This window comes from Nocardioides pocheonensis (genome assembly GCF_003725535.1).
Classification (GTDB): domain Bacteria; phylum Actinomycetota; class Actinomycetes; order Propionibacteriales; family Nocardioidaceae; genus Marmoricola; species Marmoricola pocheonensis.
In genome coordinates this window covers 121,028-145,272 of record NZ_RJSF01000040.1, presented here as the reverse complement: position 1 = coordinate 145,272, position 24,245 = coordinate 121,028, and the positions used below count along the sequence as shown (strand labels likewise).

Genomic DNA, 24,245 nt, shown 5'->3' with positions numbered 1-24,245 from the left:
GCCCGAGGCAGCCAGACCAAAGTGCACCAAATGTGAGCCTTCCGCAGCCGAATGTAAATAGTCACCCCGTGCCTGGGTGTGCGGTCCAGTCCGCGCAGGTCCCTGCCAGGCCCGGCCACCTCAGAGGTCGCGCTCGAGCACCTCGTCGAAGCGCAGGTGCTCGATGCCGAACGGGTCCTCGGCGCCGGCCTCGATCTCGTCCCAGGTGCGCGGGGCGGCCACCGTCGGGACGTCGCGGCCGCGCAGGGAGTACGGCGCGATCGTCGTCTTCGAGCCGCTGTTCTGCGACCAGTCGAGGAACACCTTGCCGCCGCGGCGCGCCTTGGTCATCTGCGAGACGACCAGCTTCGGGTGCGCCTTCTCCAGCTCCTCGGCGATGCCCTTGGCGTAGTCGCGCACGCCGTCGGAGTCACGGCTGCGGTCGAGGTCGGCGTACAGGTGGATGCCCTTCGAGCCGCTGGTGACCGGGAGGCAGTCGAGCCCGTCGGCGGCAAGTCGCTCCCGCACGAGCAGGGCCACCTGCGAGCACTCCATGAGGCCGGCGGGCTCACCGGGGTCGAGGTCGATCACCATCTTGTTCGGGTGCTCCGGGCGGCCCTTCGCGTCGACCGTCCACTGGTGCACGTGCAGCTCGAGGGCGGCGAGGTTCACCAGCCAGGTCAGCGTGGCCAGGGAGTCCACGACCGGGAACTCCAGCGTGCCGGCCTCCTTGCTCGCCGTGCGCGAGCCGGTGGTCGGCACCCGGACCGTGCGCACCCAGCTGGGCGTGCCGCCGGGCACGTTCTTCTCGAAGAACGACTGCTCGCCCGTGCCGTGCGGCCAGCGGATCCGGGTGACCGCCCGGTCGGCGAGCACGGGCAGGATCCGCGGCGCCACCTGCGCGTAGTAGTGCAGCACCTCGCCCTTGGTGGTCCCGGTGCGCGGGTACATCACCTTCTCGAGGTTGACCAGGGTGAGCGTGCGGCCATCGACCTCGACGCGCACCTCGGTGCGCTCCTGCTCGGCGGCCATCAGCGACCGATCGCGATGACCGGCTGCAGGGTCGGGTCCAGGGCGGCCATCGCCCGGCGGATCCACCACCGCGGCCCGGCCACGCAGCCGGCGGTCGCACCGGGACCGTTGACGTGCAGGAAGATCCCGGCACCGCGGTGGCGGACCGGGTTGTCGTAGTTGAAGCCGATCACGACGGAGTACTCGTACTGCGTCGGGTAGTCGAGGAGCCGCTCGGAGGAGTTCGGGTCGCTCAGCGGCAGCCACCAGCGGAAGCCGCCCTCGGCCTTGTTGCGGTAGCGGTTGTAGTACGCCGACCCGTTGTCCTCCACCCAGTAGTCGCCGCGCGCGATCTGCCGGTAGGGCAGCTTCCACGCCGCCGCCTGCGGGTGCCTCCCGAAGGCCGACAGCAGCCGGAACGTGCCCAGCGGGGTCGCGCCGGTGGCCTGCTTCCGCAGCCGGGCGGCGACCAGGCCGCCGTACCCGATCCGGCCGTCACGGCTGCGCGCGAGCACGTGCCACTCGCCCGCGTCGCGCTGCCACAGCGTGATGCGGGCGGAGTGACCCGACGTGTGGTTGACGGTGACCACCTGACGCCCGTCCGCAGGGAGCCGCACGGTCACGCCGTCGAGCGAGATCGTGGTCGTGGTGGGGGCCGTCGGGGACGCCGTCGTCGTGGTCACGTCGGCCGCGGCCGTGATCGCGGGCGCCGTCACCGGGGCGGACCGGTGATCGACCTCGGAGACGCCGGCCCCGGTCGGCGAGGCGATGCCGACCACGGCGCACAGCACGACGGAGAGCACGGGCGGCAGCGCTGCGACCACGGGTCGAAGGCGGATCATCACGCGTCTCCCTTGTCGGTCAGGTCGGTGACGTCGAGGTCGGTGCGGACCCCACGGTACGCCGGTTGGCGGAGCCGGCCGTCGCGTGTGATCGCGAGGTACTGCACGTCGACGACGATCTCCGGGTCGACCCAGACCGTGCCGAGCGTGTCGACGCGCGGCAGCGCGGTGGCGAACGGGGAGGTGTCCCGCACCAGCGGCCGAAGCAGGTCGCCGAGCCGCTGCCCGGCCCTGCCGGCGATGCCCGAGCCCACCCGCCCGCGGAACACCAGTCCGTCCGCGGTGGGCTCGCCCACCAGCACGGCGCCGAGGCGGTGGTCGCTGTCGGTCTCGAAGCGGAAGCCGCCGACCAGGTAGGACGCGGTCGGCCGGATCGGGAACTTCAGCCAGTCACGACTCCGCCGGCCCGGGTGGTAGCACGACGACCAGCGCTTGCTGACGATCCCCTCGAGACCCTGGGCCTCGGCGGCCTCGAGCAGCGCGGGTCCGTCGGCGTACGTCCCGGGCACCTGGACCGCCGCGGCCACCGTCGGTGCGGACAGGTCGAGGGACTCCAGCAGCCGGCGTCGCTCCCGCAGCGGCTCCTTGGTGAGGTCGCGACCGTCGAGCCGGAGCAGGTCGAAGCAGAGCAGCGTGACCGGGTTGGTCTGGGCGAGCCGCGCCACCTTGGCCACGTCGCGGACGTGCATCCGGTCCGCGAGCGCGCCGAAGGTCGGGACGCCCTGCCCGAGGGCGACGATCTCCCCGTCGAGGAGCAGGTCGTGGTCGACGGACGCCAGCGCCTGCAGCTCGGGCCAGGCGACGGAGATGTCGTTCTCGTTGCGCGACCGGACGCGGACCCTGCCGTCGGCGACCTCGACCAGGGCCCGGATGCCGTCCCACTTCACCTCGTGGGTCCAGTCGTCCCCCGTGGGCACGTGGTCGCCCCGGGTGGCGAGCATCGGCTGCATGCGGCCCATCCTGACAGCCGCCGGGGCCGTGATCGGCTACTTCGGCGGCGAGCCGAAGGTGACCGGCGGGCCGCCCGGTCCGACGCCCTTGAAGTTCACCGGTCCGCTGAAGCCGCCGCGGTCGTTGACGCTGTCGGCCGCGCCGGTGATGGGCTGGTCGATGTCGGCGAGGACGACCCGGTCGCCTGCGGCGAGGCCGGCGGTGATCTCGACCTGTCGGGCGCCGACGGTGCCGAGGGTGACGCTCTTCCGGGTCAGCGTGCGGCCGTCCCAGGTCCGCACCGTCGCCTGGGTGCCCCGGCGCGTGATCGCCGAGGTCGGCACGGTGACGACGTCCTTCGCGGTGGCCACGACGATGCCCACCAGCGCCTGCGAGCCGGCCGGGAGCGAGATCGTCGGGTCCTCGACGGTGACGGTCACGGCGTAGCTCGGCGTGCCCGAGGAGCTGTCGGCGACCAGCCCGATCGCGCTGACGGTGCCGTCCGCCGCACCCGACTGGCCCGGGGTGGTCACGCGGACCTGCTCCCCGACCGAGACCTGGTCGATCTTGTCCTGGGCGACGCTGGCCACGACGGTCACCGCACGTCCGCCGACCACGACGGCGCCGACATCACCGGCGGACACCCGGTCACCCGCGGTCACGGGCACGGACACGACCCGGCCCGACCGGGTGGAGCGGAGCACCGCCTGGTGCCGTTGCTGGCGCGCGTCCACGAGATCGGCCTGCGCCTTCTCGATCCCGGCCTGGTCGGCCGCGAGGCGAGCCGCGGACACGGTGCCGGAGGAGGCGCCGTTCGAGGCGTCGCTGGGGGTGCTGGTGGAGGAGCTGGTGGTGCTCACCCGGACGCTGGCGGCCGAGGTGCGCGAGGCAGCGTTCGGGGAGGCGCTGCTGCTGGACAGGCTCGCGAGGGCGCGGCTGAGCGTGCCGGCCAGGGTGTCCAGTGCCTTCTGCAGGTCGTCCTGGGCCGCGCTCACGGCAGCCTGGCGCGCCTGCACCTCGGTGAGGGCAGCCGTGCACGCCGTGTCGGCGGTGGAGGTCGCAGCCGCGCTCTGGTCACCTCCGCCGGCGGGCGCCCGGTCCTGGTAGGCGTCGGCGCAGGCCGTCGTCTGGGCGGAGAGCGCGTCCTTCGCGGCCGCGATCGCCGCTGTGGCAGCACTCTGCGCTTGGAGCACCGCGTCCTGCTGCTCCTTCAGCTGCTGCAGCGTCGCCGCGCTCGCGCTGCTCGTGGAGCCGGACGGAGTCGGGCTGGTCGGCTTGCCGGTCTGCTTCGGCTTGGGCGTCGCTGCCGCGTCCGACACCGCCTGGGCCTGGGCTGTCCGGTCGGTCTCGAGCTGGGCGAGAGCCCTCGCCACCGCGGCCTGGGCCTTGGTCACCGCTGCCGTCAGCGACGTCGCGTCCAGTCGGGCGACCACCTGTCCGGCCCTGACGGTGTCCCCGGCGGCCACCGCGACGGAGGCGACCGTGCCCGACGTGCCGAAGCCCAGGTCGGCGCGGTGCGCGGCGTCCACCGTGCCGCTGGTCGAGAGCACCTGCTCGACGTCTGCCTTCGTGGCGAGCACGGTCCGGTAGTGGGCCGACGAGCCATCCCGCGTGACGGCGTACGCCGTGCCGCTGCCGACGACCAGCACCCCGACCACGGCGGCGACCGGCCAGCGGATCCGCTCGACCCGATGCCTCACCTCAGGACTCCTGACCGTTCGCCCGGCCGTTCGTCTGGCCGTCCCCGGAGCGCATCCGCATGAAGCCGCCGCACTGCCCGTCCTGCGGGGTGGAGACCGCGATCCGCGTGGCGGTCACCGCACCGGTGTCGTCGGCGGCGCCCTGCGCCTGCACGCAGACGCCGACCTTCACGTCGGTGGGCGCACCCGTCGCGGTCGTCGTGTACGTCGTGGCCGCACCGACGGTGACCGTCACCGTCGTCGCCGCCGTGCTGCCGGGCATCACCGAGGAGACGGTGAAGCCGCTCGCGGAGACCGCGGTGACCTTGCCCATCGCTCCCCCGAGACCGCGCACCTGGGGCCGAGTGCCACCCTGCGGAGCACCCGAGGGCGGCGTGCCCTGGAGCTGCGGTCCGCCGGCGCCGCCAGGTCCGCGCATCGGGTTGCACGTCCCGCCGGTCGGCTCACTGATCCGCACGCCGGAGGCCGTGACGGCCGTGGGGACGCCGCTGCCCGAGGAGCCGGTCCCGGTGCCCTGGTCGGCCGGCAGCACCAGCACGCACGCGCCGACCTTGACGTCCGAGAGCGAGGCCGCGACCTCCTTGGTGAAGGTGGTGGCGGTCGTCCAGCTGACCGCGACCTGGCCCTGCATGCCCTGGACCTGCGCGGTGTGGTCGGCGACCGCGGCCACCTTGCCGACCGCGCCGGGCACGGAGCCGGCCTGCTGGTTCCGAGGCCCGCCCTGCTGTCCACCCTCGGCGGACGGCCCGTTCGCGGTGGTGGCCGGTCCGGCGCTGCCGCACGCGGCGGCGCCGAGCAGCAGGAGCGTGGCCCCGCCGGCAGCGGCGAGGGTACGGGTCAGCCGCTGCCTGGCGCGGAGGGTGGCGATCATGGTTCTCCTAGGGTCGTGGGGGTCGGGTGCGGCGCAGTCACTCGCTGCGCAGTGCGTCGATCGGGGTGAGCCGCGCGGCTCTGCTGGCCGGGTAGACGCCGAACCCCACCCCGAGGCCGAGCGCGACCAGCAGCGCGAGCGCGATCGCCGGGGACGAGAGCGCGACGGGCTGGTCGATCAGCGAGGGCAGCACGAGGGCGCCGACGACTCCGATCAGCGCGCCGACGACGCCACCCGCGACGCCGAGCAGCGACGCCTCGAGGAGGAACTGACGGCGGATCGCGGGTGGCGTCGCGCCGAGCGCCTTGCGCAGGCCGATCTCGCGAACGCGTTCGGTGACGGAGACGAGCATGATGTTCATGACGCCGATGCCGCCCACGAGCAGGGAGATCGCTGCGATGCCGGCGAGCAGGATCGTCATCGTGCGGTTCGTGGAGTTCGCGGTCTCGAGGAGCGCGTCCTGGGTGGCGATGCTGAAGTCCGCCTCGCTGGTGGTGACGTCGTGCGTGGTGAGCAGCGCGGCGTCGACCTCCTGGTAGGCGGCGGCGAGCAGGTCGGCGGACCGCGCCTCGACGTACACGGCCGAGACCGAGGTGCTGGTCGAGCCGCTGAGCCGCTGCGCGGTCGAGAGCGGTACGACGGCAAGGTCGTCCTCGCTCGAGTCCGACGACGTCGCACCCGACGGGTCGAGCACCCCGATCACCGTGAGCGCGGTGCCGTTGACCGTCACCGTCTGTCCGACGGGGTTGCCGATGCTGAACAGCTCGGACGCCGTGTCGGACCCGAGCACGACGACGTTCGCCCCGGCGTTCGCCTCGGCGGCGGTGAAGAACCGGCCGGACCCCAGCGTCCGGGACCGGACGTCCTTCCAGCTCGGGGTCGAGCCGACCACCTTCGAGGTCCAGTTCGTGGTGCCGGCCGTCAGCGAGGTCGTCGTGGTGCTCGCCGGCGCCACCCGCGCCACGTCCGGGGCGACGGCAGGGTCGGCGATCGCCTCGGCGTCGGCGAGGGTCAGGGTCGAGGCCGACCCGAAGCCGCCGCGCACGCCGCTGCCGTTGGTGCTGCTGCCGGGCGACACGATCAGCAGGTTGCTGCCGAGCGCGTCGATCTGCTTGCGCACCTGCTGCTGGGCGCCGAGCCCGAGGCCGACGGTGAGCACCACCGAGGAGATGCCGATGACGATGCCCAGCATGGTCAGCATCGAGCGGAGCCGGTGGCTGCGCACCGCATCGGCGGCGGTGCGCAGGGTCTCCAGCCAGCTCATCGGGAGGTCTCCGTGGAGAGCCCGGCGTGGATCGATCCGGCGTGGATCGCCCCGTCGTGGATCGCCACCACGCGCTGGGCGCGGTCGGCGACGTCCTGCTCGTGGGTGATCAGCACGATCGTCCGACCCGCGTCGTGCAGCTCACCGAACAGGCCGAGCACGTCGGCCGAGGAGACGGAGTCCAGGTTGCCGGTGGGCTCGTCGGCCAGGATCATCGACGGCTCGGTCACCAGCGCACGGGCCACCGCGACCCGCTGCTGCTGGCCGCCGGAGAGCTCGCCGGGGCGGTGGTCGGCGCGGTCGGAGAGCCCCACCCGGTCGAGCGCCTCGGCGGCACGGCGCTGGCGCTCGTCGGCGGGCACGCCGGCGTACGACAGCGGGAGGGCGACGTTGCGCAGCGCGGTCAGGCTGGGCAGCAGGTTGAACTGCTGGAAGACGAAGCCGATCTCCTGGTTGCGGATCCGGGCCAGCGCCACCTCGTCGAGGTGGCTGACGTCGCGGCCGGCGAGCTGGTAGCGGCCCTCGGTGGGCACGTCGAGGCAGCCGAGGATGTGCATCAGGGTGGACTTCCCGGAGCCCGACGGGCCGATCACCGCGACGTACTCGCCCTGCTCGATGGTCAGGTCGATGCCGCGCAGCGCCTCGACCGAGACCGACCCGGTCGCGTAGGTCTTGCGGACGCCCTCGAGCTCGATGATCTCGCGCGGGGGTGCGGCCAGGGCGCTGGTCGCGGTGTCGGCCACGCCGGTCACCCGCCCTGCTGGATCAGCACGGGCGGCTGGTTGCCGCCGGGGCCGTTGCCGCCGAAGCTGCCACCGCCGGGGACCCGGAACTCGTTGGTGCCGCCGTTGCCCTTGTTCGAGCCGCGGGGTGCGGTGAAGCTGACCAGCTCGACGACGTCGCCCTCCTCGAGGCCGGCGCGGATCTCGGTCTGGGCGCCGTAGGTCTCGCCGACCTCGACGTTCCGCCGGGTGCGCTTCGTCCCCTCCACGACGTAGACGTAGGGCTGGTCGCCGTCCATGTGCAGCGCCGCGGTGCTCACCGCGAGCACGTCGGTGGCCTGCTTGATCGTGATCGCCAGGTCCGCCGTCGACCCGGCGTACAGCCCCGACGGCTTGCCGGTGACGTCGACCGTCACCGGGAACTGCGCGGCACCGCTGTCGCTCGCGGTCGCGATCACCCCGACCTCCGAGACCGTCCCGTACGCCGGGTCACCCCCGCCGGTGGGCGTGATCTCCACCTGCATGCCCTTCTTGAGCTTGGCGACGTCGGCGGCGGAGACGTTCGCGTCGACCTCCAGCGCGCGCGGGGAGATCACGGTGATCGCCGCGGTGCTGTCGGAGCTGCCGTTGGCCGTGGGCGCGCCGGAGGAGGACCCGACCGTGTCCCCGACGTGGTAGCCGACGGCGCTGACGGTCCCGCTGAACGGGGCTCGCATGGTCGCCTCGTCGAGGGCGTCGCGGGCCTGCGCCAGGTCGGACTGCGCCGACGCGATCGACGCGCGGTCGGCGGCCCGCTGGGTCGAGGACGCGCTGCTGTCGTCGGAGAGCTGCGCCTCGGCGGCGGTGAGCTGAGCCTCGGCCGCGTCGACCTGGGCCTGCAGCGACGCGGTGCCGATCCTGGCGAGCACGTCTCCCTTCTGCACCTTGTCGCCGACCGCGACGGCGACGTCCGTGACCGTGCCGGACGAGGAGAAGGAGAGGTCCTCCAGGCGCTTCGGGGTGATCGTGCCGGTCGCGGAGACGGTGGTCTTGTAGGTGCCCCGGGCGACCGTGGCGGTGATCCGCTGCGCGGCCGCCGCGTCCCCGCGGTTCAGCCAGATCCACCCTCCGGCAGCCACCGCGACGAGGACCACGAGGAACATGACCCACCACCGCCGGGGTACTGCGCGAAGGCGAGAGGGAAGGGGCGGCTGCATGTCGGGAGCGTGTCGAGCAGACCTGTGGCACCGGTCAGCGGATCATGTGAGGACGCTATGAGGTGGCGTAGTTCACGACGGCGGGACATCCTTTAGGCATGCGTGCGATCTGGAAGGGTGCCGTCTCGTTCGGCCTGGTCAGCGTCCCCGTCAAGCTGTACGCCGCGACGGAGAGCAAGGACATCTCGTTCCGGCAGGTGCACGCCAAGGACGGCGGCCGGATCAAGTACCAGCGGGTCTGCAGCATCGACGGCGAAGAGGTGCCGTACGCCGACATCGCGAAGGGCTACGAGACCGAGGACGGCGAGATGGTCATCCTCGACGACTCGGACATGGCCGAGCTGCCGGCGAGCAGCAGCCGCGAGATCAGCGTCGAGAAGTTCGTGCCGAGCGAGCAGATCGACCCGATGCTGTTCGAGAAGTCCTACTACCTGGAGCCCGAGAAGTCCGGCGCGAAGCCCTACGCCCTCCTCCGCCAGGCCCTCGAGGAGGCCGACCGGATGGCCCTCGTCACCGTCTCGCTGCGCAACCGGATGTCCCTGGCGGTGCTCCGGGTCCGCGACGACGTGATCGTGCTGCAGACGATGATGTGGCCCGACGAGATCCGCAAGGCCGACTTCGCCTCCGTCGACACCGCCGATGCCAAGCCGGCCGAGGTGAAGATGGCCAAGATGCTGGTGGAGACCCTGGCCGGCGACTTCGAGCCCGACGAGTACGAGGACGACTACCGCGAGGCCGTCGAGGCCCTGGTGAAGGCCAAGATCGAGGGCGGTGAGGTCAAGGCCGCCCCGAAGGAGCGCAAGACCGGGGGCGAGGTCGTCGACCTGCTCGCCGCGCTCCAGCGCAGCGTCGAGGCGGCGCAGAGCGCCCGGGGCGGCGGCAGCCAGGCAGCCGAGGCGGCCGACGAGGCGGCCGACAGCGAGGACGCGGACAAGCCCGCCCGCAGGACCACGGCGAAGAAGGCGGCCGCCAAGAAGGCGACCGCCAAGAAGGCTCCGGCGCGCAAGGCCGCGGCCAAGAAGACCGCGTCGAAGACCGCCGCGAAGAAGGCCGCGCGCAAGGCCAGCTGACGACGGTTTCCGCGCTCGTCGACGTGTGACCTGGCTCATGTTCGGGCCGAATCGGCACGGAAACTGCTATTTCCGGACACTCCCGGCGTAACCACGTACCTCTTTGCGCGTTGAGTCTGTGCGCTCGTAGAGTGCGACCGAATTACGGTCCTGAGAAGGTCCGATTTTGGTCATTTGTCGAGGTGCCGCGGGAGAGCGGTGCCCCATCGGGAGGAAACACACGTGAATCGACCTGTCTTGCGCTTCGCAGCGATCATCGGGGCGGCCACCGTCTCAGCGCTCGCCGTCGCGCCCGCCTTCGGTGCTGCTGCGACGTCGCAGTCCAGCGCCCAGAGCATCGACCTGACGCTGGCCGGCCACACGCTGATCGCGCAGAAGTCGACGGCGGCCAACGACGGCACGACCGAGAAGCGCAGCGACAACGACACGATCCCGAACCTCGTCGGCGCGCTGCCGGACAACACCCTCCTCAAGGCGGCCGTGCTGCCGCAGCTGGCCCGCGCCAAGGCCGACGGCACGTCGTTCGCCTGCGCCGGCCTGGCCTCGGACGGCGACGGTGGGCCCGGCGTGGTCACCGTCGGCAACGAGTCGTGCGACCTCAAGGGCAGCGGCGCCATCCCGCTGAGCCTCGGACACCTCGCCCTCGGCGACGTCGTGGTGAACAGCGGTGCGCTCGGCGACGCGCTCGCCCCGCTCCTGAACCAGCTCGGCGGCCCGCTCAACCAGGTCGTCACCCAGATCTCGGCCGCCCTCAACGGCACGCCGCTGGGTCAGATCGGCCTGACCGGCAACCTCGGCGTCATCTCTGCGGTCTGCAGTGCCAACCCGGACGCCGCCACGGGCGACGCCACGCTGGCCGACTCGGCCATCCGGCTGAGCCTGCCGGGCCAGGAGCCGATCACGCTGGTCAACCTGCCCGTGCACCCGAACGAGAACCAGAAGGTCGTCGGCGACACCAAGGGCGCCACCACGATGATCACCGACGCTCTGTCGACGTACCTGTCCACGATCATCCAGAAGCAGTTCGCCGGGACGCCGCTGGCCACGCTTCCCAGCACCGTGCAGGCGCAGATCCTCAACCAGGTCCTCGACGGCCTCAAGCCGCTCACCGACGCGGTGGCGCAGTACCTCGCCGAGATCACGCTGCGGGAGACCACCCACGGTGACAACGGTCGCAGCATCGACGTCACGGCGCTCCACGCCGAGGTCCTGCCCGCGCTGAAGCAGCAGGCCGGCTTCGACCTGGTCGAGGGCCGCATCGGCCGCGTGACCTGCGGGCCGAACACCCGCGCGACGGCGGAGACTCCGGCCACGCCGACGCAGCACGTGAAGACGCCGACCAAGCTGCCGCACGTGCCGACCGTGGTGGACTCCGGCCTCGCCGGCCACGAGGACCACACGGCGCGTAACGTGCTGGGTGCCACCGGCGCGCTGCTGCTGATCGCGGGCACCGCCGGGCTGGTCGGCTACCGTCGCATGCTCGGCAAGTGACGCAGGGCTGACCAGGAAGCCGACCAGGAACCAGTGACGAACGACAGGTGATGAAGGACAAGGCCGACGATCGCCTCGCGGGGCTGAGCACACGACTTCTCGTGCTGTTCCTCGCGATGGTGGTCGTCGGCTTCGTCCTTCCGTCCTCCGGCATCGCCGGACCCGCCACGACGTCGGGCGTGCACTACACGCAGCTGGCCAAGCCGGCCAGCCCGCAGCTGCTGATCGTCCCGGAGATCAAGCTCCGTGCACCGATCCTGCCGATCGAGATCGCGCCCAACGGCGTGCTGACTCCCCCGTCCGACGTGCACGACGTCGGCTGGTGGAAGCGCAGCGCGAAGCCGGGCGCCACCTCCGGGCAGACGCTGATCACCGGGCACACCGTGCACACCGGTGGCGGCGTGATGAACCAGCTCGGCGACCTGCGTCCCGGGTCGTTGATCCAGATCCGCACTCCGCGCGGCACCGTCGACTACCGGGCCACCAAGGTGTTCGTCTACACCAAGGCCCAGGTCGCCGCGCACGCCGAGGAGCTGTTCAGCCAGGACCGCAAGGACGCGCGGCTCGTGCTCGTGACCTGCACCGGCTGGACCGGGCACGACTACACCAGCAACATCATCGTCTTCGCCGACCAGCTCGGCGTCCGGGCCAAGCCCGGGAAGGCGGCCTAACCGGGCGGTCGCTCGCCCCGCGCGGCCGGCGAGTCGGGGAACCGGCGCGATCCCGCGGCGGCGACCGCGTCCATGAGGCGCGGCGCCAGCAGGTTGAGCACCTCGGTGACGTTGCCGACCGCCGTGCTGATCGTGAGCGGGCGGTCCTCGAGCGCGCGCACGACCACCTCCGCCGCCTGTGCAGGGGTCTTCGCCCGCGAGCGGTGGTAGACGTCGGTGTCCCGGATCATCTCGGTGCGCACCAGGGGGAACCGGATGTTGGTGAACGTGACGTTGTCGGCGTACGTCTCCCGACCGGCGATCCGGCTCCAGGTGTCCAGCGCGGTCTTGGACGCCAGGTACGCCGTGAACCGCGGCGCCTTCACCTGGACGCCCCAGCTGAGCACGTTGACCACGTGACCGAAGCGCTGTGCGCGCATCGCGGGGAGGAGCCCCAGCGTCAGCCGCACGGGCGCGAAGTAGTTGACCGCCATGGTCCGCTCGAAGTCGTGCATCCGGTCGTAGGAGTACGTCAGGGACCGGCGGATCGAGCGACCGGCGTTGTTCACCAGCATGTCCACGGCGCCGTGCTCGGCCAGCACGTCACGGACGAGCGCGTCGACGGCCGGCCCGTCGGTGAGGTCGCAGACGTAGGAGTACGCCGACCCGCCGCTCCACCCTTGCTCGCGAGCCATCTGGTCGATCTCTCCACGGACGCGCTCGAGCGCGTCCGCCCGCCGGGCGACCAGGAGCACGGTCGCACCGCGCCGGGCCACGGCCTTCGCCGTGGCCTCGCCGATGCCCGAAGAGGCGCCGGTGACCATGACCCGTCTCCCGACCAGCGGGCTCGGGAGCGGGCGCACCCGGGCCACGACGTGTCGGCGGACCCAGGCCCGAGGGGTGAGCAGGAGGTTCAACTGGTCGTTCCGTGGTCGCCGGTGAGCAACGGCCACGGGCGGGCCCGCTCGATCTGGGCGGACAGCCGCAGCAGCGTGGTCTCGTCGCCGATCCGGCCGACGAGCTGGACGGCGAGCGGCATGCCGTCGACGGCGAGTCCGGCGGGCACCGACGCCGCCGGGTTGCCGGTGACGTTCCACAGCGCGGTCCAGGCGATCATCGGAGCCGACTTGGCCGCCGCCGACACCGGTCCACCCCGCTCCAGGACCCCGACCGGCCGGGGTCGTGGGCCGATGGTCGGCGTGAGCAGCACGTCGACGCCCTCCTGCCCCGGGAAGCCGGTGAACACCTGGTTGGCCCGCTCCGCGACCCGCTCCCCCGCGGCGAGAGCAGCCTCGAGGACGCGGTCGGTCACCCAGCTCCCGAGCCGGTAGACCTGGCGGGTGCGCCGCTCGAGCCGGCCGAAGTGCTCGACCAGGTCGGACTCCTCGCGGACTCCGCCGAAGAACTGCGGCACGAACGCCGCCGTCGGGTCGGGGTAGTGCGGGTCGATCTCGCGGACGTCGTGGCCGAGCCCGGCCAGCAGGTCCGCCGTCTCCTGGACCGCCTGGACGTGCTCGCGCGCCGGACGGATGCCCCGGGTGACCGGCCGCGTCGACCAGCCGATCCGGAGCGGGGCCGGGTCGAAGCCGGCGGCGGCGATGAAGCTCGTCGACGGCTCGGGTGCGGTGAACCGGTCGGTCGACACGTTGCCGCGGATCACGTCGTAGACCAGCGCCGAGTCCAGGACCGTGCGGGTCAGCGGGCCGGTCGTGCCCAGCGCGAACCACAGGTGCGGCATCGGGTGGCTGGTGACCCGGCCGCGGGTGGGCTTGAGGCCGAACAGCCCGCAGCAGGCGGCCGGGATCCGGATCGACCCGCCACCGTCCCCGCCGATCGCTACCGGCACCATCCCGAGCGCGACCGCCGCGGCCGAGCCGCCGCTGGAGCCACCGGGTGTGCGGGTGCGGTCCCAGGGATTGCGGGTGATCCCGCCGTCGACGGACTCAGTGAACGGCCACTGCCCGAACTCCGGCATCCGGGTCTTGCCGACGATCACGGCTCCGGCCTGACGGAGCCGGCGCACCACCTCGCCGTCCTCGGCGGCCGGCGTCGAGTTGCCGCGACCACCGAAGGTCGTGACGCAGCCGGCGACGTCGATCTCCTCCTTGATCGCCACCGGTACGCCGTGCAGCGGACCGGTCGTCTCCCCCGTCGCCCGCCGGGCGTCGAGCCGAGCCGCCTCGACCCGCGCGTCGTCGGCCAGCACGACGGAGAACGCGTTCACGCCCGGGTCGCGACGCGCGATCCGCTCGAGGGACGCCTCGACGGCCTCGGCGGCGGTCGCCTGGCCGGCGGCGATCCGACGCACGAGGTCGGCGGCAGAGAGATCGGCGAGGTTCATGCTCTCGGGGGCGGCCATGCCGAAAACCTATCGGGTCCACCGTTCGGTCGAGGTGCACCGGACAGTCGTGCCGAGCACGCTCAGCCTGCGTCGAGCAGCGACCGGACCACCCGCAGCGCCACCGACATGCGCGCCAGGTCGGCGGCCTCGTCGCCGCAGATCTCCTCGAACGTCGCCGCGGCGCGGGCGATCGCGTCGCCGTCGGTCTTCTCCCACGCCGCCACCCGGGCCGCGGCGTCGGCCGCCGGATCCGTCCCGGCCAGGACCTGCCCGGTCAGCTGCGCGTGCACGGTGTGCAGGTCGTCACGCAGGGCGGCTCGGGCCATCGTCTGCCAACGGTCCTCCCGCGGCAGGGCCAGGATGCGCGACACCAGCATCGGCAGTCCGAGGCGCTCGCCCACGGCGAAGTGCACCCGGGCGACCTCCAGGGGGTCGACGGCCGCCCGCGCGGCGGTCTGCACGATCCCCAGGACCATGTACGCCGGCGGGCACACCGCCACGCGGGTCGCCAGCTCCTCCGGCACCCCGCGCGCGACCAGGGCGTCGCGACGGCTCACGAACGCGTCGAGCTCGCGGCCGATCATCAGCGAGGGCAGCTCGGCCATCACCTTCTCGACGACCACCTCGAACTCCTCGACGGTCGCCTCGCTGTCCAGCGGCTGGCGGCGGTTGTTCACCAGCCAGCGGCTCGCCCGCTCGACCAGCGTGCGCACCTCGATCCGCATCCGCGTCTGGACGGCGGCCTCGATCTGGTTGTCGAACCGGGCGATCTCGCGGCCCAGAGCCTTGGCACCGAAGATCTCCCGCGCCACGAAGTTCGCCAGCGTGAGGTCCGCTGCCGAGGCGGCGGTCTCGCCGGAGAGCCGGTGGAAGTAGGTCATGCCGGCGTTGTTGACCAGCTGGTTGACCAGCTGGGTCACGATGATCTCGCGCCGCAGCGGGTGCTGCTCCATCTGGGTGCGGTAGTCCTGGCGCATCTTGCTCGGGAAGTACGAGTAGAGGTCGTTGCGCAGGAACGGGTCGTCCGAGACGTCGCTGTCCAGCAGCTCGTCGGCCAGCACGATCTTGGTGTAGGCGAGCAGCACCGAGAGCTCCGGCCCGGTCAGGCCCTCACCGCGCTCGATCCGCCCGGCCACCTCGCGCTTGGCCGGCAGTGCCTCCAGGGCCCGGTTGAGCAGTCCCCGACGCTCGAGCCGGCGCATCCAGTCCTCGTGCACGTGCAGGAGCGCGGGCGCCTGTGCCTGCGCGTTCGCCAGCGCGAGGTTCTGGTCGTAGTTGTCGCCCAGCACCAGGTGGGCGACCTCGTCGGTCATCGAGGCCAGCAGCTCGTTGCGCTGCTTGCCGGTGAGGTCGCCCTCGACCACGACCCGGTCGAGCAGGATCTTGATGTTGACCTCGTGGTCGGAGGTGTCCACGCCGGCGCTGTTGTCGATGAAGTCGGTGTTGATCCGACCGCCGAGCCCACCGCAGCCCTGGAGGGCGTACTCGATGCGGCCGCGCTGGGTGAAGCCGAGGTTGCCGCCCTCGCCCACGCACCGGGCGCGCAGGTCGGCACCGTTGACCCGGATCGCGTCGTTGGACTTGTCCGCGGCGTCCGCGTCGGACTCCGACGTCGCCTTCACGTAGGTGCCGATGCCGCCGTTCCAGAGCAGGTCGACCGGAGCCAGCAGAATCGCGTGCATCAGCTCGGCCGGTGTCATGGCGGTCGCCTCCACGCCCAGGGCCTTGCGCACCTGCTCGCTGAGCGGGATCGACTTCGCGCTGCGCGCGTACACGCCGCCGCCCTCGGAGATCAGCGAGGCGTCGTAGTCGCGCCACGACGAGCGCGGCAGGTCGAACAGCCGCTTGCGCTCGGCGTACGACGTGGCCGGGTCGGGGTTCGGGTCGAGGAAGATGTCGCGGTGGTCGAACGCGGCGACCAGCCGGATGTGCTCGGAGCACAGCATGCCGTTGCCGAACACGTCGCCGGACATGTCGCCGACGCCGACGCAGGTGAAGTCCTCCTTCTGGCAGTCGATGCCCATCTCGCGGAAGTGCCGGCGCACGGAGACCCAGGCGCCCCGGGCGGTGATGCCCATCGCCTTGTGGTCGTAGCCGACCGACCCGCCGGAGGCGAACGCGTCACCGAGCCAGAACCCGTACTCCGCGGAGACGGCGTTGGCGATGTCGCTGAACGTCGCGGTGCCCTTGTCGGCGGCGACGACCAGGTAGGTGTCGTCGCCGTCGTGGCGCACCACCTGCCGGGGCGGCACGACCTCACCGCCGACGAGGTTGTCGGTGACGTCGAGCAGCGCGGAGATGAAGGTCTTGTAGCAGGCGATGCCCTCGGCCATCCACGCCTCGCGATCAGCGGGGTCGGGCAGCATCTTCGCGAAGAACCCGCCCTTCGCGCCCACCGGCACGATCACGGTGTTCTTCACCATCTGCGCCTTGACCAGGCCCAGCACCTCGGAGCGGAAGTCGTCGCGTCGGTCCGACCAGCGCAGCCCGCCACGCGCGACCGGGCCGAACCGCAGGTGCACGCCCTCGACGCGTGGCGAGTAGACGAAGATCTCGAACTTCGGGCGCGGCTCGGGGAGGTCCGGCATGGCAGAGGGATCCAGCTTCAGCGCGACGTACGGGTGGTCGCCGCCCTCCTTGGCCTCCTGGAAGAAGTTCGTGCGCAGCGTCGCCTTGATCGCGGTCAGGTAGGACCGCAGGATCCGGTCGTGGTCGAGGCTGGAGACGTCGTCGAGCGAGCGGAGGATCCGCTCCTCCAGGTCGGCGCACTTGGCCGTGCGTGACTCGTTGTCGGCCGCGAGGTCGCCGTTGCGGCCGGGGTCGAAGCGGGCCTCGAAGAGCCGGACCAGCAGCCGGGTGATGTCGACGTTGATCCGCAGCGCGTCCTCGATGTAGTCCTGCGCGAACGGCGTGCCGCCCTGGCGCATGTGCCGCGCGTAGGCACGGAGGAGGAGCGCCTGCCGCCAGGTCAGGCCGACGGCGAGCACGAGGGCGTTGAATCCGTCGCTCTCGTTGCGCCCGTCCCAGACCGAGAGCACGGTGTCCTGGAAGAGGTCGCGCGCGTTGGGGGGCAGTCCGCCGGCGTACCGCAGCCCGAAGTCGTAGATGTACGACGCCCGGGGCAGGTCCTCGAGCTCGTAGGGACGCTCGTCGACCACCTCGACGCCCATGGCGGAGAGCGTCGGCAGCACCTGGGAGAGCGACAGCGGGGACCCGACCCGGTAGATCTTCAGCCGCGCCTCGCCCGGCGCGGAGTCGGGGGTCTCGTAGAGGGAGAGCCCGATGACGCGCTCGTCCTCGATCTCCTCCAGGCGGCCGAGGTCGGCGGCGCCGGTGCGCGGAGGGTAGTCCTCCTTGTAGGCCTCGGGGAAGCTGTGCGCGTAGCGCCGGGCGAGGCGGCTGCCCTGCTCCTCGCCGTACTCCGCGATCACGGCACTGGTGAAGTCGTCGCGCCAGGACCGCGCGGCCTCGACGCAGCGCCGCTCCAGGTCGGCGACGTCCGGCTCGGCGATCGCCTCCCCGGGCGCCGGCCGCACCACGAAGTGCAGGCGGGCAGCCGACGAGGCGCCGATGTTGGCGGTGTACTCGAGCGAGTCGCCGTGCAGGTGCTCCTTGAGGATCGCGGCGATCCGCTCGCGCACCGTGGTGTTGTAGCGGTCGCGCGGGAGGTAGACCAGGCAGGACCAGAACCGGTTGTAGACGTCCTTGCGCAGGAACAGCTTCAGCTGGCGACGCTCGCGCGCGTGCATCACCGACGAGGCGATCGGGGCGAGCTCCTCGACCGAGGTCTGGAAGATCTCGTCCCGCGGGTAGGTCTCCAGGACGTCCATCATCGCCTTGCCCGCGTGGCTCATCGGCTCGTAGCCGGCGATCTCGAGCACCCTGCGGGCCTTCTCGCGGGCGAGCGGGATGCGCGTGACGGACTCGGTGTACGCCGCGGACGAGAACAGCCCGAGGAAGCGACGCTCGCCGACCACGTCGCCCTTGTCGTCGAACCGCTTCACGCCGATGTAGTCCAGGTGCACCGGACGGTGCACCGTCGCGCGGGAGTTCGCCTTGGCCAGCACGAGCAAGGTCTTCTCGCGCGCCTTGTCCGCGGCCGGCTGGGGCAGCGCCGTGGCCTCCCCCGGGTCGGCGCGCAGGATGCCGAAGCCGGTGCCGGGCAGCGCGATCAGCACCTCGTGCTCACCGTGCCGCTCCAGGCGGTACTCGCGGTAGCCGAGGAAGGTGAAGTGGTTGTCGGCGAGCCAGCGCAGGAAGGCCTTGCCCTCCTCGAGCTCTCCTGGCGGCAGCGGTGGCGGGTGCTCGTCGAGGTCGTCGAGGATCACCTGCACCCGGTCGTGCATGCGGGGCCAGTCCTCGACCGCCTCGCGCACGTCGCTGAGCACCTTCTCGAGCTGCTGCTGGACCGGTGTGATCTCCTCGGCGGGGATCCGGTCGATCTCCAGGTGCATCCACGACTCGCGACCGATGTCGTGCGGGCTCACGTCGGCATGGTCGTCGAGCACTTCCTGGAGGTGCCCGGCCACGTCACGGCGTACGACGAGCTGGGGGTGGAGCACCAGGTGCACGTCGTGGCCGATCTCGTCGAGCGCCATCGTCACGGAGTCGACCAGGAACGGCATGTCGTCGGTGACCACCTCGACGACCGTGTGACCCTCCGCCGACCAGCCCTCGGAGTCCACGGTCGGGGTGAAGATCCGCACGGTCGCGGTGCCCTGCGGACGCTCGATGCCGGACTTCAGGTGGTGCATCACCGCGCCGTACAGGTCGGCCTCGTTGCGGTCGAGCAGATCCTCGGGAGCTGCGTGCTTGTAGTACTCACGCAGCAGCGTCGGGATCGACGGGCCGTCGACGAAGCCACCCGGATGCTTCTCGGCCGCACGCCGCTCCGCGTGCTCGCAGAGCCTGGTCAGCAGCTCGGCCTTGCTGTCCTCCAGCGTCGTCGGCACTCAGTCCCACCTTCGTCACGTCGCGGGCACGCCCGCGGTCTCACCCGCGTGGCTGGTGCCACCCGTTCGAGACTAGGACCGCCGACAGGCGCCTCACAACAAGCGACGCGCCGGGAATGATCTCGGATGCGAGACGAGGGTTCCTGCCACGGACGCCGCTCACAGCGCCGAGCGCAGCCCCCACAGCAACGGGTAGTACTTCAGGTCCAGCCGGCTGCGGAGGTACTCGGCCCCGGTCGACCCGCCGGTGCCGGTCTTCGCACCGATCATCCGCTCGACCATGACGACGTGCCGGGCCCGCCAGGCGGACGCGAGCTCGTCGTGCTGGAGGAGACCCTCGGCGAGGCCCCAGATGTCGGCGTACGCCGAGCGGTCGTGCGCCACGTTCCGCAGCGACGCGGTGATCGCCTCGTCGGTGGAGGTGTCGAGGCCGGCCTCGGCGAGCACGTGGAGGAAGCCGTCCCAGAGCGTGGGCTCGGCCAGCCGGCGCGCCAGCCGCTCCTTCTCGGGCTCGCTCAGCCCCTTGAAGCGGTGCACGTAGCCGGGGTCCTTCGCGCCCGAGAGGAACTCGAGCTCGCGGAACTGCACCGACTGGAACCCGCTCGCCGGCGCGAGCCGCTGCCGGAACTGCAGGAAGTCCTGCGGCGTCATGGTCTCCAGCACATCGATCTGCTGCACGAGCACACGCTCGATCACGTGCATCCGGGTGAGCAGGTGGCGGGCGAACCACAGGTCGCGGCCCCCGCTCGCCGCGTCGGTGGACATCAGCGCGTCCCGCACCGTCTGCGCCTCGTGGAGCAGCTGCTGGAACCACAGCTCGTAGACCTGGTGGATCGTGATGAACAGCAGCTCGTCGTGGGCAGGCGGCTCGGACTCGAGGTGCTGGGCGTCGAGCAGCTGCTCGAGCCGGAGGTAGCTGCCGTAGGTCAGCAGCGCTCCCTGCTCACCGAACCGGATGTCGCTGGACGGATCGCTCATGGATCCGAACGTACCGGGCATGATGACCCCCATGAGACTGCGCCACGAACTCGCCTACGACGCGCCGCCCGCCGACGTGCTCGCCATGATCGGCGACCCCCTGTTCTGGGACCGGGTCGGCAAGGCCAACGACGTCATCTCCTGGACCCCGACGGTCGGCACCGAGGCCGGCACCGTGCGGGTCGTCATCGACGAGGAGCAGCGCACCGCCGGCGTACCGTCCTTCGCCAAGAAGATCGTCGGCGAGTCGACCCGCGTGATCATCACGCAGGTCTGGCGCGGCCAGGAGGCCAGCTACGAGATCGAGACTCCCGGCAAGCCGACCCACGTGCACGGCACCGCGACGCTCTCCGAGAACGGCACCGGCAGCGTGCTGGTCTACGACCTCGAGGTGAAGGCGAGCGTGCCGCTGATCGGCGGCAAGCTGGAGAAGCTCGTGGTCGACCTGACCAAGGAAGGCTTCGACAAGGAGCAGGCAGTCGGCGCGGCCTGGTTGGCGGGTGAGGGCCGGTGAAGCGGGTCCAGCAGGATCTCCGGTACGACGGCGCGACCGTCGAGCAGGTCTTCGGGATGCTCAGTGACCAGTCCTTCCGCGAGGCGGTCTGCGACTACCAGCGGGTGACCCACCGCACGGTCACCGTCGAGGACACCGGCGGCACCGTGCACGTCACCATCGACCAGGGGCACGCCACCGACCGGCTCCCGGGCTTCGCCCAGAAGATCGTGGGCGAGCACATCGTGATGGTGCAGAAGGAAGCCTGGACCGACGGTTCGCACGGCCAGATCACCGTCACGGTGCCGGGCAAGCCCGGAGAGATGACCGGGACCGCGACGCTCGTGCCCGACGCCGGCGGCGTGACCGAGAAGGTCGACATGACCGTGACCGTCCGGCTCCCCCTCATCGGCGGCAAGGTGGAAGGGCTCATCGCCGACATGCTCGGCAAGGCGCTGCGCGCCGAGCACACCGTCGGCCGGGAGTGGCTGGCGAAGCAGGGCTAGCGGGCTGCGTCCTGCTCAGTCCGGCTCGTGGTCCGCGCGCTTCCGCGCGATCCGGATCGTGACGGCGAGCAGCAGCAGCGGGCCGAACGCGAGCACGAGCACGATGAGCTGCTCGTAGGGGTGCAGCCGGCCCATGTGCTCGGGCATCACGGGGATCACGGGCTCATTGTCGCAAGCCCCGGCCGTCACCCCATGTGGGGGTAGCGGTGGTCCGTCGGTGGCACGAAGGTCTCCTTGATCGACCGCGGTGACGTCCAGCGCATGAGGTTCGCCGCCGCTCCGGCCTTGTCGTTCGTGCCCGACGCGCGGGCGCCGCCGAACGGCTGCTGGCCGACGACCGCGCCGGTGGGCTTGTCGTTGACGTAGAAGTTGCCGGCGGCGAACCGGAGCCGCTCGGAGGCCCAGTCGATCGCGTGCCGGTCCTGGGCGATCACCGCACCGGTCAACGCGTACGGCGCGAACGACTCCATCTGGTCCACGACCCGCTCGTAGCGCGCGTCGTCGTACACGTGCACGGCGAGGATCGGGCCGAAGTACTCGTCCTTGAACATCGCGTCGGTAGGATCGGTCGACCGCACGATCGTGGGCCGGACGAAGTAGCCCACCGAGTCGTCGACCTGTCCCCCGGCGATGACGGTGGCCTTCGGCGAGCGCTTCGCCCGCGCGATCGCGGCCTTGTGCTTGTCGAACGCGCGCCGGTCGATCACGGCACCCATGAAGTTCGAGAAGTCGGTGACGGGGCCCATCGGGAGACCCTCGGTGTCCGCCACGAGCTGGTCCTCCAGCTTCGCCCACACCGACTTGGGCACGTACGCGCGCGAGGCCGCCGAGCACTTCTGGCCCTGGAACTCGAACGCGCCCCGGATCATCGCCACCCGCAGCACGTCGACGTCGGCCGAGGGGTGGGCGACGATGAAGTCCTTGCCGCCGGTCTCCCCCACGATCCGCGGGTAGGAGCGGTACGACGTGAGGTTCGCTCCGACCTCCCGCCAGAGGTGCTGGAAGGTCGGGGTCGAGCCGGTGAAGTGGATGCCGGCCAGGTCGGGGTGGTTGAGCAGCACCTGCGAGACCTCGATGCCGTCGCCCGGGAGCATGTTGATCACCCCCGGAGGCATCCCGGCCTCCTCGAGCAGCTGCATGGTCAAACTGGCCGCGAACTGCTGCGTGGGCGACGGCTTCCAGATCACGGTGTTGCCCATGAGGGCGGGCGCGGTCGGCAGGTTGCCGGCGATCGCGGTGAAGTTGAACGGCGTGATCGCGTAGACGAAGCCCTCGAGCGGCCGGTGGTCGGTGCGGTTCCAGACACCGGGGCTGTTCGCGATCGGCTGCTCGGCGAGGATCTGCCGCGCGTAGTGCACGTTGAACCGCCAGAAGTCGATCAGCTCGCAGGCGCTGTCGATCTCGGCCTGCCACACGGTCTTGGACTGGCCGAGCATCGTCGCCGCGTTGAGCCGCGCCCGCCACGGGCCGGCGAGCAGGTCGGCGGCCTTCAGCAGGATCGCCGCACGCTCGTCGAACGGCAGCGCCCGCCAGGCCGGCGCGGCCTTCGCCGCCGCGCGCACGGCGGCCTCGGCGTCGGCCTTGGTCGCGTGCTTCGACACGCCGAGCACCGAGGCGTGGTCGTGCGGCTGCACGACGGTGAACTCCGCCCCGCCGCCCATCCGCCTGCGGCCGCCGATCGTGGCGGGCAGGTTGATCGTGCGGGACTGGAGACGCTTGAGCTCGGCCTCGACGGCGTCCCGTTCGGGGCTGCCGGGGGCGTAGTGCAGGTTCGGCTCGTTGGTGGGAGCCGGGGTGTGGGTGATCGCGTCCATGGCTGCGATGTTGTCAGACAACTCCGCGCGCATCGAGTCCGCCGTCACGTGCGTCGACGGAACCGGACGTCGCCGTTGGGGAGGCGGTCGGCGGCGTACCGGTCGTCGTGGGCGCGGTGATGGTGGTGGCTGCAGAGCAGCACGCCGTCGGCCACGTCGGTGCGACCGCCCCGTGCCCACGGTCTGACGTGGTGGGCCTCGCACCAGGTCGCGGGAACCCTGCACCCCTCGGCGCGACACTCCTGGTCGCGCAGTCGCATCGCCCTGCGCTGCGCTGCGCTGAAGAGCCGCTGGGCACGGCCGAGGTCGAGCACCTCGGACTTCCCGCCGAGCACGGCCGGGATCACGTGGGCGTTGCACGCGAGGCGGCGGAGCTCGCCGGCGCTGAGGACCGTCTCGTCCGCTCCGCCCAGGATGCCGGCGGTCGCTAGTTCGGCGCGGAGCTGGTCGAGCCCGACCGTCACGATCACCGTGGTCGCATCCCCACCGTGGTGCGGCAGCGTCGCCGGGTCCAGATGCTCCAGCAGCGCGCAGAAGGCCTGACCCAGGCGGCGCGGGTAGGGCACCCGGTCGACCGGGGCAAGAGAGCGCTGGGCGCTCGCGGTGGTTGAGCCTGCCGAAACCCGGGGCGAGGTGAACGCCTCCAGGTAGGTCTTGAGCCGGCTCGCCGCCGCATCCGGCAGGCGACCGGTGAGCCGGGAGGTGCCGTCCCCCAGGGTTCGCAGGCTGATCCGGGTCTTCTCGCGGGCGTGCCGCTCCTCGGATGCCCACCGCCGGGCTTCCTCGGCCTCGGCGACCTCCGGGGCAACCACCTCGAGGATGTGCCGCCCGAGCCGCCGCAGCTGGATGGGACGGAAGTGCTCGGCGTACCCGACCAGGGTGGCCTCTGCGCGCTCGACGACGTCGGCCCCGACCCGGTCGGGCAGCTCGTCGAGGCAGCGCACGATCACCTGCGCCTGCGCGACCGAGCAACGGCCCGCTGCGAGCGCTTGCGCGACCTGCGGGCGAGGACCGTCGAGGCTGGCGGCCAGCCGGGCATCCGCGCGCGCGGTCTCGGGCTCGGCCAGGGTGTGGTGGGACCACCAGGCCGCGACGTCCCGTGCGCCCTCGGCTTCGGCCACGTCGCCCGCTGCCGCCATCACACGCAGGCGCAGGCCGGCCATCCTGGCTTCCAGCACCGCGAGCTCGCGGAGGGCTGCCGCCTTCTCCGCCGTCGACAGGTAGAGCGGCTGGGCGCCGGCGACGTCGTCGAGCGCACGGCCGATGTCCGCGAGGCACCCGAGGATCGGGTGCCGTGGCACGGGAAGTGCGGTCATCGCTCGCTCCGGGTCGACAGGTCGTCAGGCCAGTCGTCTCGCCGGAGGCACCACGTCTGGTGCTATCACGTCACCGCTTCGCGAGGCTCGCTCCCTCGACCTTCGCTACCGATCACGGA

Annotated in this window: 20 protein-coding genes; 5 read left to right on the top strand and 15 right to left on the bottom strand. The window is 71.7% G+C overall.

The window, feature by feature from the left end:
• Nucleotides 1-120: 120 nt before the first annotated feature.
• The 8 genes from ligD (EFL26_RS11540) to EFL26_RS11505 are packed head-to-tail and all read right to left on the bottom strand — an operon-like array spanning nucleotide 121 to nucleotide 8,461.
• Nucleotides 121-1,011 (bottom strand): non-homologous end-joining DNA ligase, encoded by an 891-nt coding sequence (gene ligD / locus EFL26_RS11540; protein ID WP_123223035.1) that lies wholly within the window; start codon nucleotides 1,009-1,011, stop codon nucleotides 121-123.
• Nucleotides 1,011-1,832 (bottom strand): L,D-transpeptidase family protein, encoded by an 822-nt coding sequence (locus EFL26_RS11535; protein ID WP_123223034.1) that lies wholly within the window; start codon nucleotides 1,830-1,832, stop codon nucleotides 1,011-1,013. The genes ligD (EFL26_RS11540) and EFL26_RS11535 overlap by 1 nt, the downstream gene beginning before the upstream one ends.
• Entirely contained in the window at nucleotides 1,832-2,782 is a 951-nt protein-coding gene (ligD, locus tag EFL26_RS11530; protein WP_123223033.1) for a non-homologous end-joining DNA ligase, read from the bottom strand. Before ligD (EFL26_RS11530) ends, EFL26_RS11535 begins: the two co-directional genes overlap by 1 nt.
• A gap of 36 nt (nucleotides 2,783-2,818) precedes the next feature.
• Entirely contained in the window at nucleotides 2,819-4,462 is a 1,644-nt protein-coding gene (locus EFL26_RS11525; RefSeq protein ID WP_123223032.1) for a permuted SH3 domain-containing protein, read from the bottom strand.
• Between the two features lies 1 nt (nucleotide 4,463).
• The gene (locus EFL26_RS11520; RefSeq protein WP_123223031.1) at nucleotides 4,464-5,333 is read right to left on the bottom strand and encodes a DUF5666 domain-containing protein; all 870 of its coding nucleotides are present in this window, start codon (nucleotides 5,331-5,333) and stop codon (nucleotides 4,464-4,466) included.
• 37 nt (nucleotides 5,334-5,370) lie between these two features.
• Nucleotides 5,371-6,597: an ABC transporter permease gene (locus EFL26_RS11515; RefSeq protein WP_123223030.1), complete on the bottom strand. Its 1,227-nt coding sequence runs from the start codon at nucleotides 6,595-6,597 to the stop codon at nucleotides 5,371-5,373.
• Nucleotides 6,594-7,340: an ABC transporter ATP-binding protein gene (locus EFL26_RS11510; protein WP_123223767.1), complete on the bottom strand. Its 747-nt coding sequence runs from the start codon at nucleotides 7,338-7,340 to the stop codon at nucleotides 6,594-6,596. The genes EFL26_RS11515 and EFL26_RS11510 overlap by 4 nt, the downstream gene beginning before the upstream one ends.
• Nucleotides 7,341-7,345: 5 nt before the next feature.
• The gene (locus EFL26_RS11505; protein ID WP_183408153.1) at nucleotides 7,346-8,461 is read right to left on the bottom strand and encodes an efflux RND transporter periplasmic adaptor subunit; all 1,116 of its coding nucleotides are present in this window, start codon (nucleotides 8,459-8,461) and stop codon (nucleotides 7,346-7,348) included.
• Between the two features lie 152 nt (nucleotides 8,462-8,613).
• On the opposite strand from EFL26_RS11505, the gene ku reads away from it, so the two are divergent.
• From ku to EFL26_RS11490, 3 genes are all read left to right on the top strand, one after another.
• Nucleotides 8,614-9,585, top strand: coding sequence for a non-homologous end joining protein Ku (gene ku, locus EFL26_RS11500; protein WP_123223028.1), 972 nt, complete (start codon nucleotides 8,614-8,616; stop codon nucleotides 9,583-9,585).
• A gap of 222 nt (nucleotides 9,586-9,807) precedes the next feature.
• Nucleotides 9,808-11,076, top strand: coding sequence for a hypothetical protein (locus EFL26_RS11495; protein WP_148046692.1), 1,269 nt, complete (start codon nucleotides 9,808-9,810; stop codon nucleotides 11,074-11,076).
• Between the two features lie 50 nt (nucleotides 11,077-11,126).
• Entirely contained in the window at nucleotides 11,127-11,747 is a 621-nt protein-coding gene (locus tag EFL26_RS11490) for a class F sortase (RefSeq protein WP_123223026.1), read from the top strand.
• On the opposite strand, the gene EFL26_RS11485 is transcribed toward EFL26_RS11490, so the two are convergent.
• From EFL26_RS11485 to EFL26_RS11470, 4 genes are all read right to left on the bottom strand, one after another.
• Complete coding sequence (locus tag EFL26_RS11485; protein WP_246000158.1) at nucleotides 11,744-12,643, bottom strand: SDR family NAD(P)-dependent oxidoreductase; 900 nt, start codon at nucleotides 12,641-12,643, stop codon at nucleotides 11,744-11,746. The genes EFL26_RS11490 and EFL26_RS11485 overlap by 4 nt on opposite strands.
• Nucleotides 12,640-14,085: an amidase gene (locus EFL26_RS11480; protein WP_246000157.1), complete on the bottom strand. Its 1,446-nt coding sequence runs from the start codon at nucleotides 14,083-14,085 to the stop codon at nucleotides 12,640-12,642. Before EFL26_RS11480 ends, EFL26_RS11485 begins: the two co-directional genes overlap by 4 nt.
• Nucleotides 14,086-14,147: 62 nt before the next feature.
• Entirely contained in the window at nucleotides 14,148-19,019 is a 4,872-nt protein-coding gene (locus tag EFL26_RS11475) for an NAD-glutamate dehydrogenase (protein WP_123223025.1), read from the bottom strand.
• 159 nt (nucleotides 19,020-19,178) lie between these two features.
• Nucleotides 19,179-19,997, bottom strand: coding sequence for a tryptophan 2,3-dioxygenase (locus EFL26_RS11470; protein ID WP_123223024.1), 819 nt, complete (start codon nucleotides 19,995-19,997; stop codon nucleotides 19,179-19,181).
• A 31-nt stretch (nucleotides 19,998-20,028) separates the two neighbouring features.
• Between EFL26_RS11470 and EFL26_RS11465 the strand changes: the two genes are divergently transcribed.
• Both EFL26_RS11465 and EFL26_RS11460 read left to right on the top strand, forming a co-directional pair.
• Nucleotides 20,029-20,511: a DUF2505 domain-containing protein gene (locus EFL26_RS11465; RefSeq protein WP_183408152.1), complete on the top strand. Its 483-nt coding sequence runs from the start codon at nucleotides 20,029-20,031 to the stop codon at nucleotides 20,509-20,511.
• Complete coding sequence (locus EFL26_RS11460; RefSeq protein ID WP_123223022.1) at nucleotides 20,508-20,996, top strand: DUF2505 domain-containing protein; 489 nt, start codon at nucleotides 20,508-20,510, stop codon at nucleotides 20,994-20,996. The genes EFL26_RS11465 and EFL26_RS11460 overlap by 4 nt, the downstream gene beginning before the upstream one ends.
• Nucleotides 20,997-21,011: 15 nt before the next feature.
• Here EFL26_RS11460 and EFL26_RS24210 read toward each other — a convergent pair whose 3' ends face one another.
• Genes EFL26_RS24210 through EFL26_RS11450 form a run of 3 tightly spaced genes read right to left on the bottom strand, consistent with a single transcriptional unit; the run spans nucleotide 21,012 to nucleotide 24,126 of the window.
• Nucleotides 21,012-21,155 (bottom strand): hypothetical protein, encoded by a 144-nt coding sequence (locus EFL26_RS24210; RefSeq protein WP_183408151.1) that lies wholly within the window; start codon nucleotides 21,153-21,155, stop codon nucleotides 21,012-21,014.
• A 26-nt stretch (nucleotides 21,156-21,181) separates the two neighbouring features.
• On the bottom strand, nucleotides 21,182-22,810 hold the full coding sequence (gene pruA, locus EFL26_RS11455) for an L-glutamate gamma-semialdehyde dehydrogenase (RefSeq protein WP_123223764.1): 1,629 nt from the start codon (nucleotides 22,808-22,810) through the stop codon (nucleotides 21,182-21,184).
• A gap of 44 nt (nucleotides 22,811-22,854) precedes the next feature.
• Nucleotides 22,855-24,126 carry an HNH endonuclease signature motif containing protein gene (locus EFL26_RS11450; protein WP_123223021.1) on the bottom strand — a complete coding sequence of 424 codons (1,272 nt, stop codon included), beginning with the start codon at nucleotides 24,124-24,126 and terminating at the stop codon, nucleotides 22,855-22,857.
• Between the last annotated feature and the right edge of the window lie 119 nt (nucleotides 24,127-24,245).

Bases quoted from the DNA above. Each gene is read 5' to 3' on its own strand.
- ligD (WP_123223035.1), bottom strand. From the start codon at position 1,011: ATGGCCGCCGAGCAGGAGCGCACCGAGGTGCGCGTCGAGGTCGATGGC.
- EFL26_RS11535 (WP_123223034.1), bottom strand. From the start codon at position 1,832: ATGATCCGCCTTCGACCCGTGGTCGCAGCGCTGCCGCCCGTGCTCTCC.
- ligD (WP_123223033.1), bottom strand. From the start codon at position 2,782: ATGCAGCCGATGCTCGCCACCCGGGGCGACCACGTGCCCACGGGGGAC.
- EFL26_RS11520 (WP_123223031.1), bottom strand. From the start codon at position 5,333: ATGATCGCCACCCTCCGCGCCAGGCAGCGGCTGACCCGTACCCTCGCC.
- EFL26_RS11515 (WP_123223030.1), bottom strand. From the start codon at position 6,597: ATGAGCTGGCTGGAGACCCTGCGCACCGCCGCCGATGCGGTGCGCAGC.
- EFL26_RS11505 (WP_183408153.1), bottom strand. From the start codon at position 8,461: ATGTTCCTCGTGGTCCTCGTCGCGGTGGCTGCCGGAGGGTGGATCTGG.
- ku (WP_123223028.1), top strand. From the start codon at position 8,614: ATGCGTGCGATCTGGAAGGGTGCCGTCTCGTTCGGCCTGGTCAGCGTC.
- EFL26_RS11490 (WP_123223026.1), top strand. From the start codon at position 11,127: ATGAAGGACAAGGCCGACGATCGCCTCGCGGGGCTGAGCACACGACTT.
- EFL26_RS11480 (WP_246000157.1), bottom strand. From the start codon at position 14,085: ATGGCCGCCCCCGAGAGCATGAACCTCGCCGATCTCTCTGCCGCCGAC.
- EFL26_RS11470 (WP_123223024.1), bottom strand. From the start codon at position 19,997: ATGAGCGATCCGTCCAGCGACATCCGGTTCGGTGAGCAGGGAGCGCTG.
- EFL26_RS11465 (WP_183408152.1), top strand. From the start codon at position 20,029: ATGAGACTGCGCCACGAACTCGCCTACGACGCGCCGCCCGCCGACGTG.
- pruA (WP_123223764.1), bottom strand. From the start codon at position 22,810: ATGGACGCGATCACCCACACCCCGGCTCCCACCAACGAGCCGAACCTG.
- EFL26_RS11450 (WP_123223021.1), bottom strand. From the start codon at position 24,126: ATGACCGCACTTCCCGTGCCACGGCACCCGATCCTCGGGTGCCTCGCG.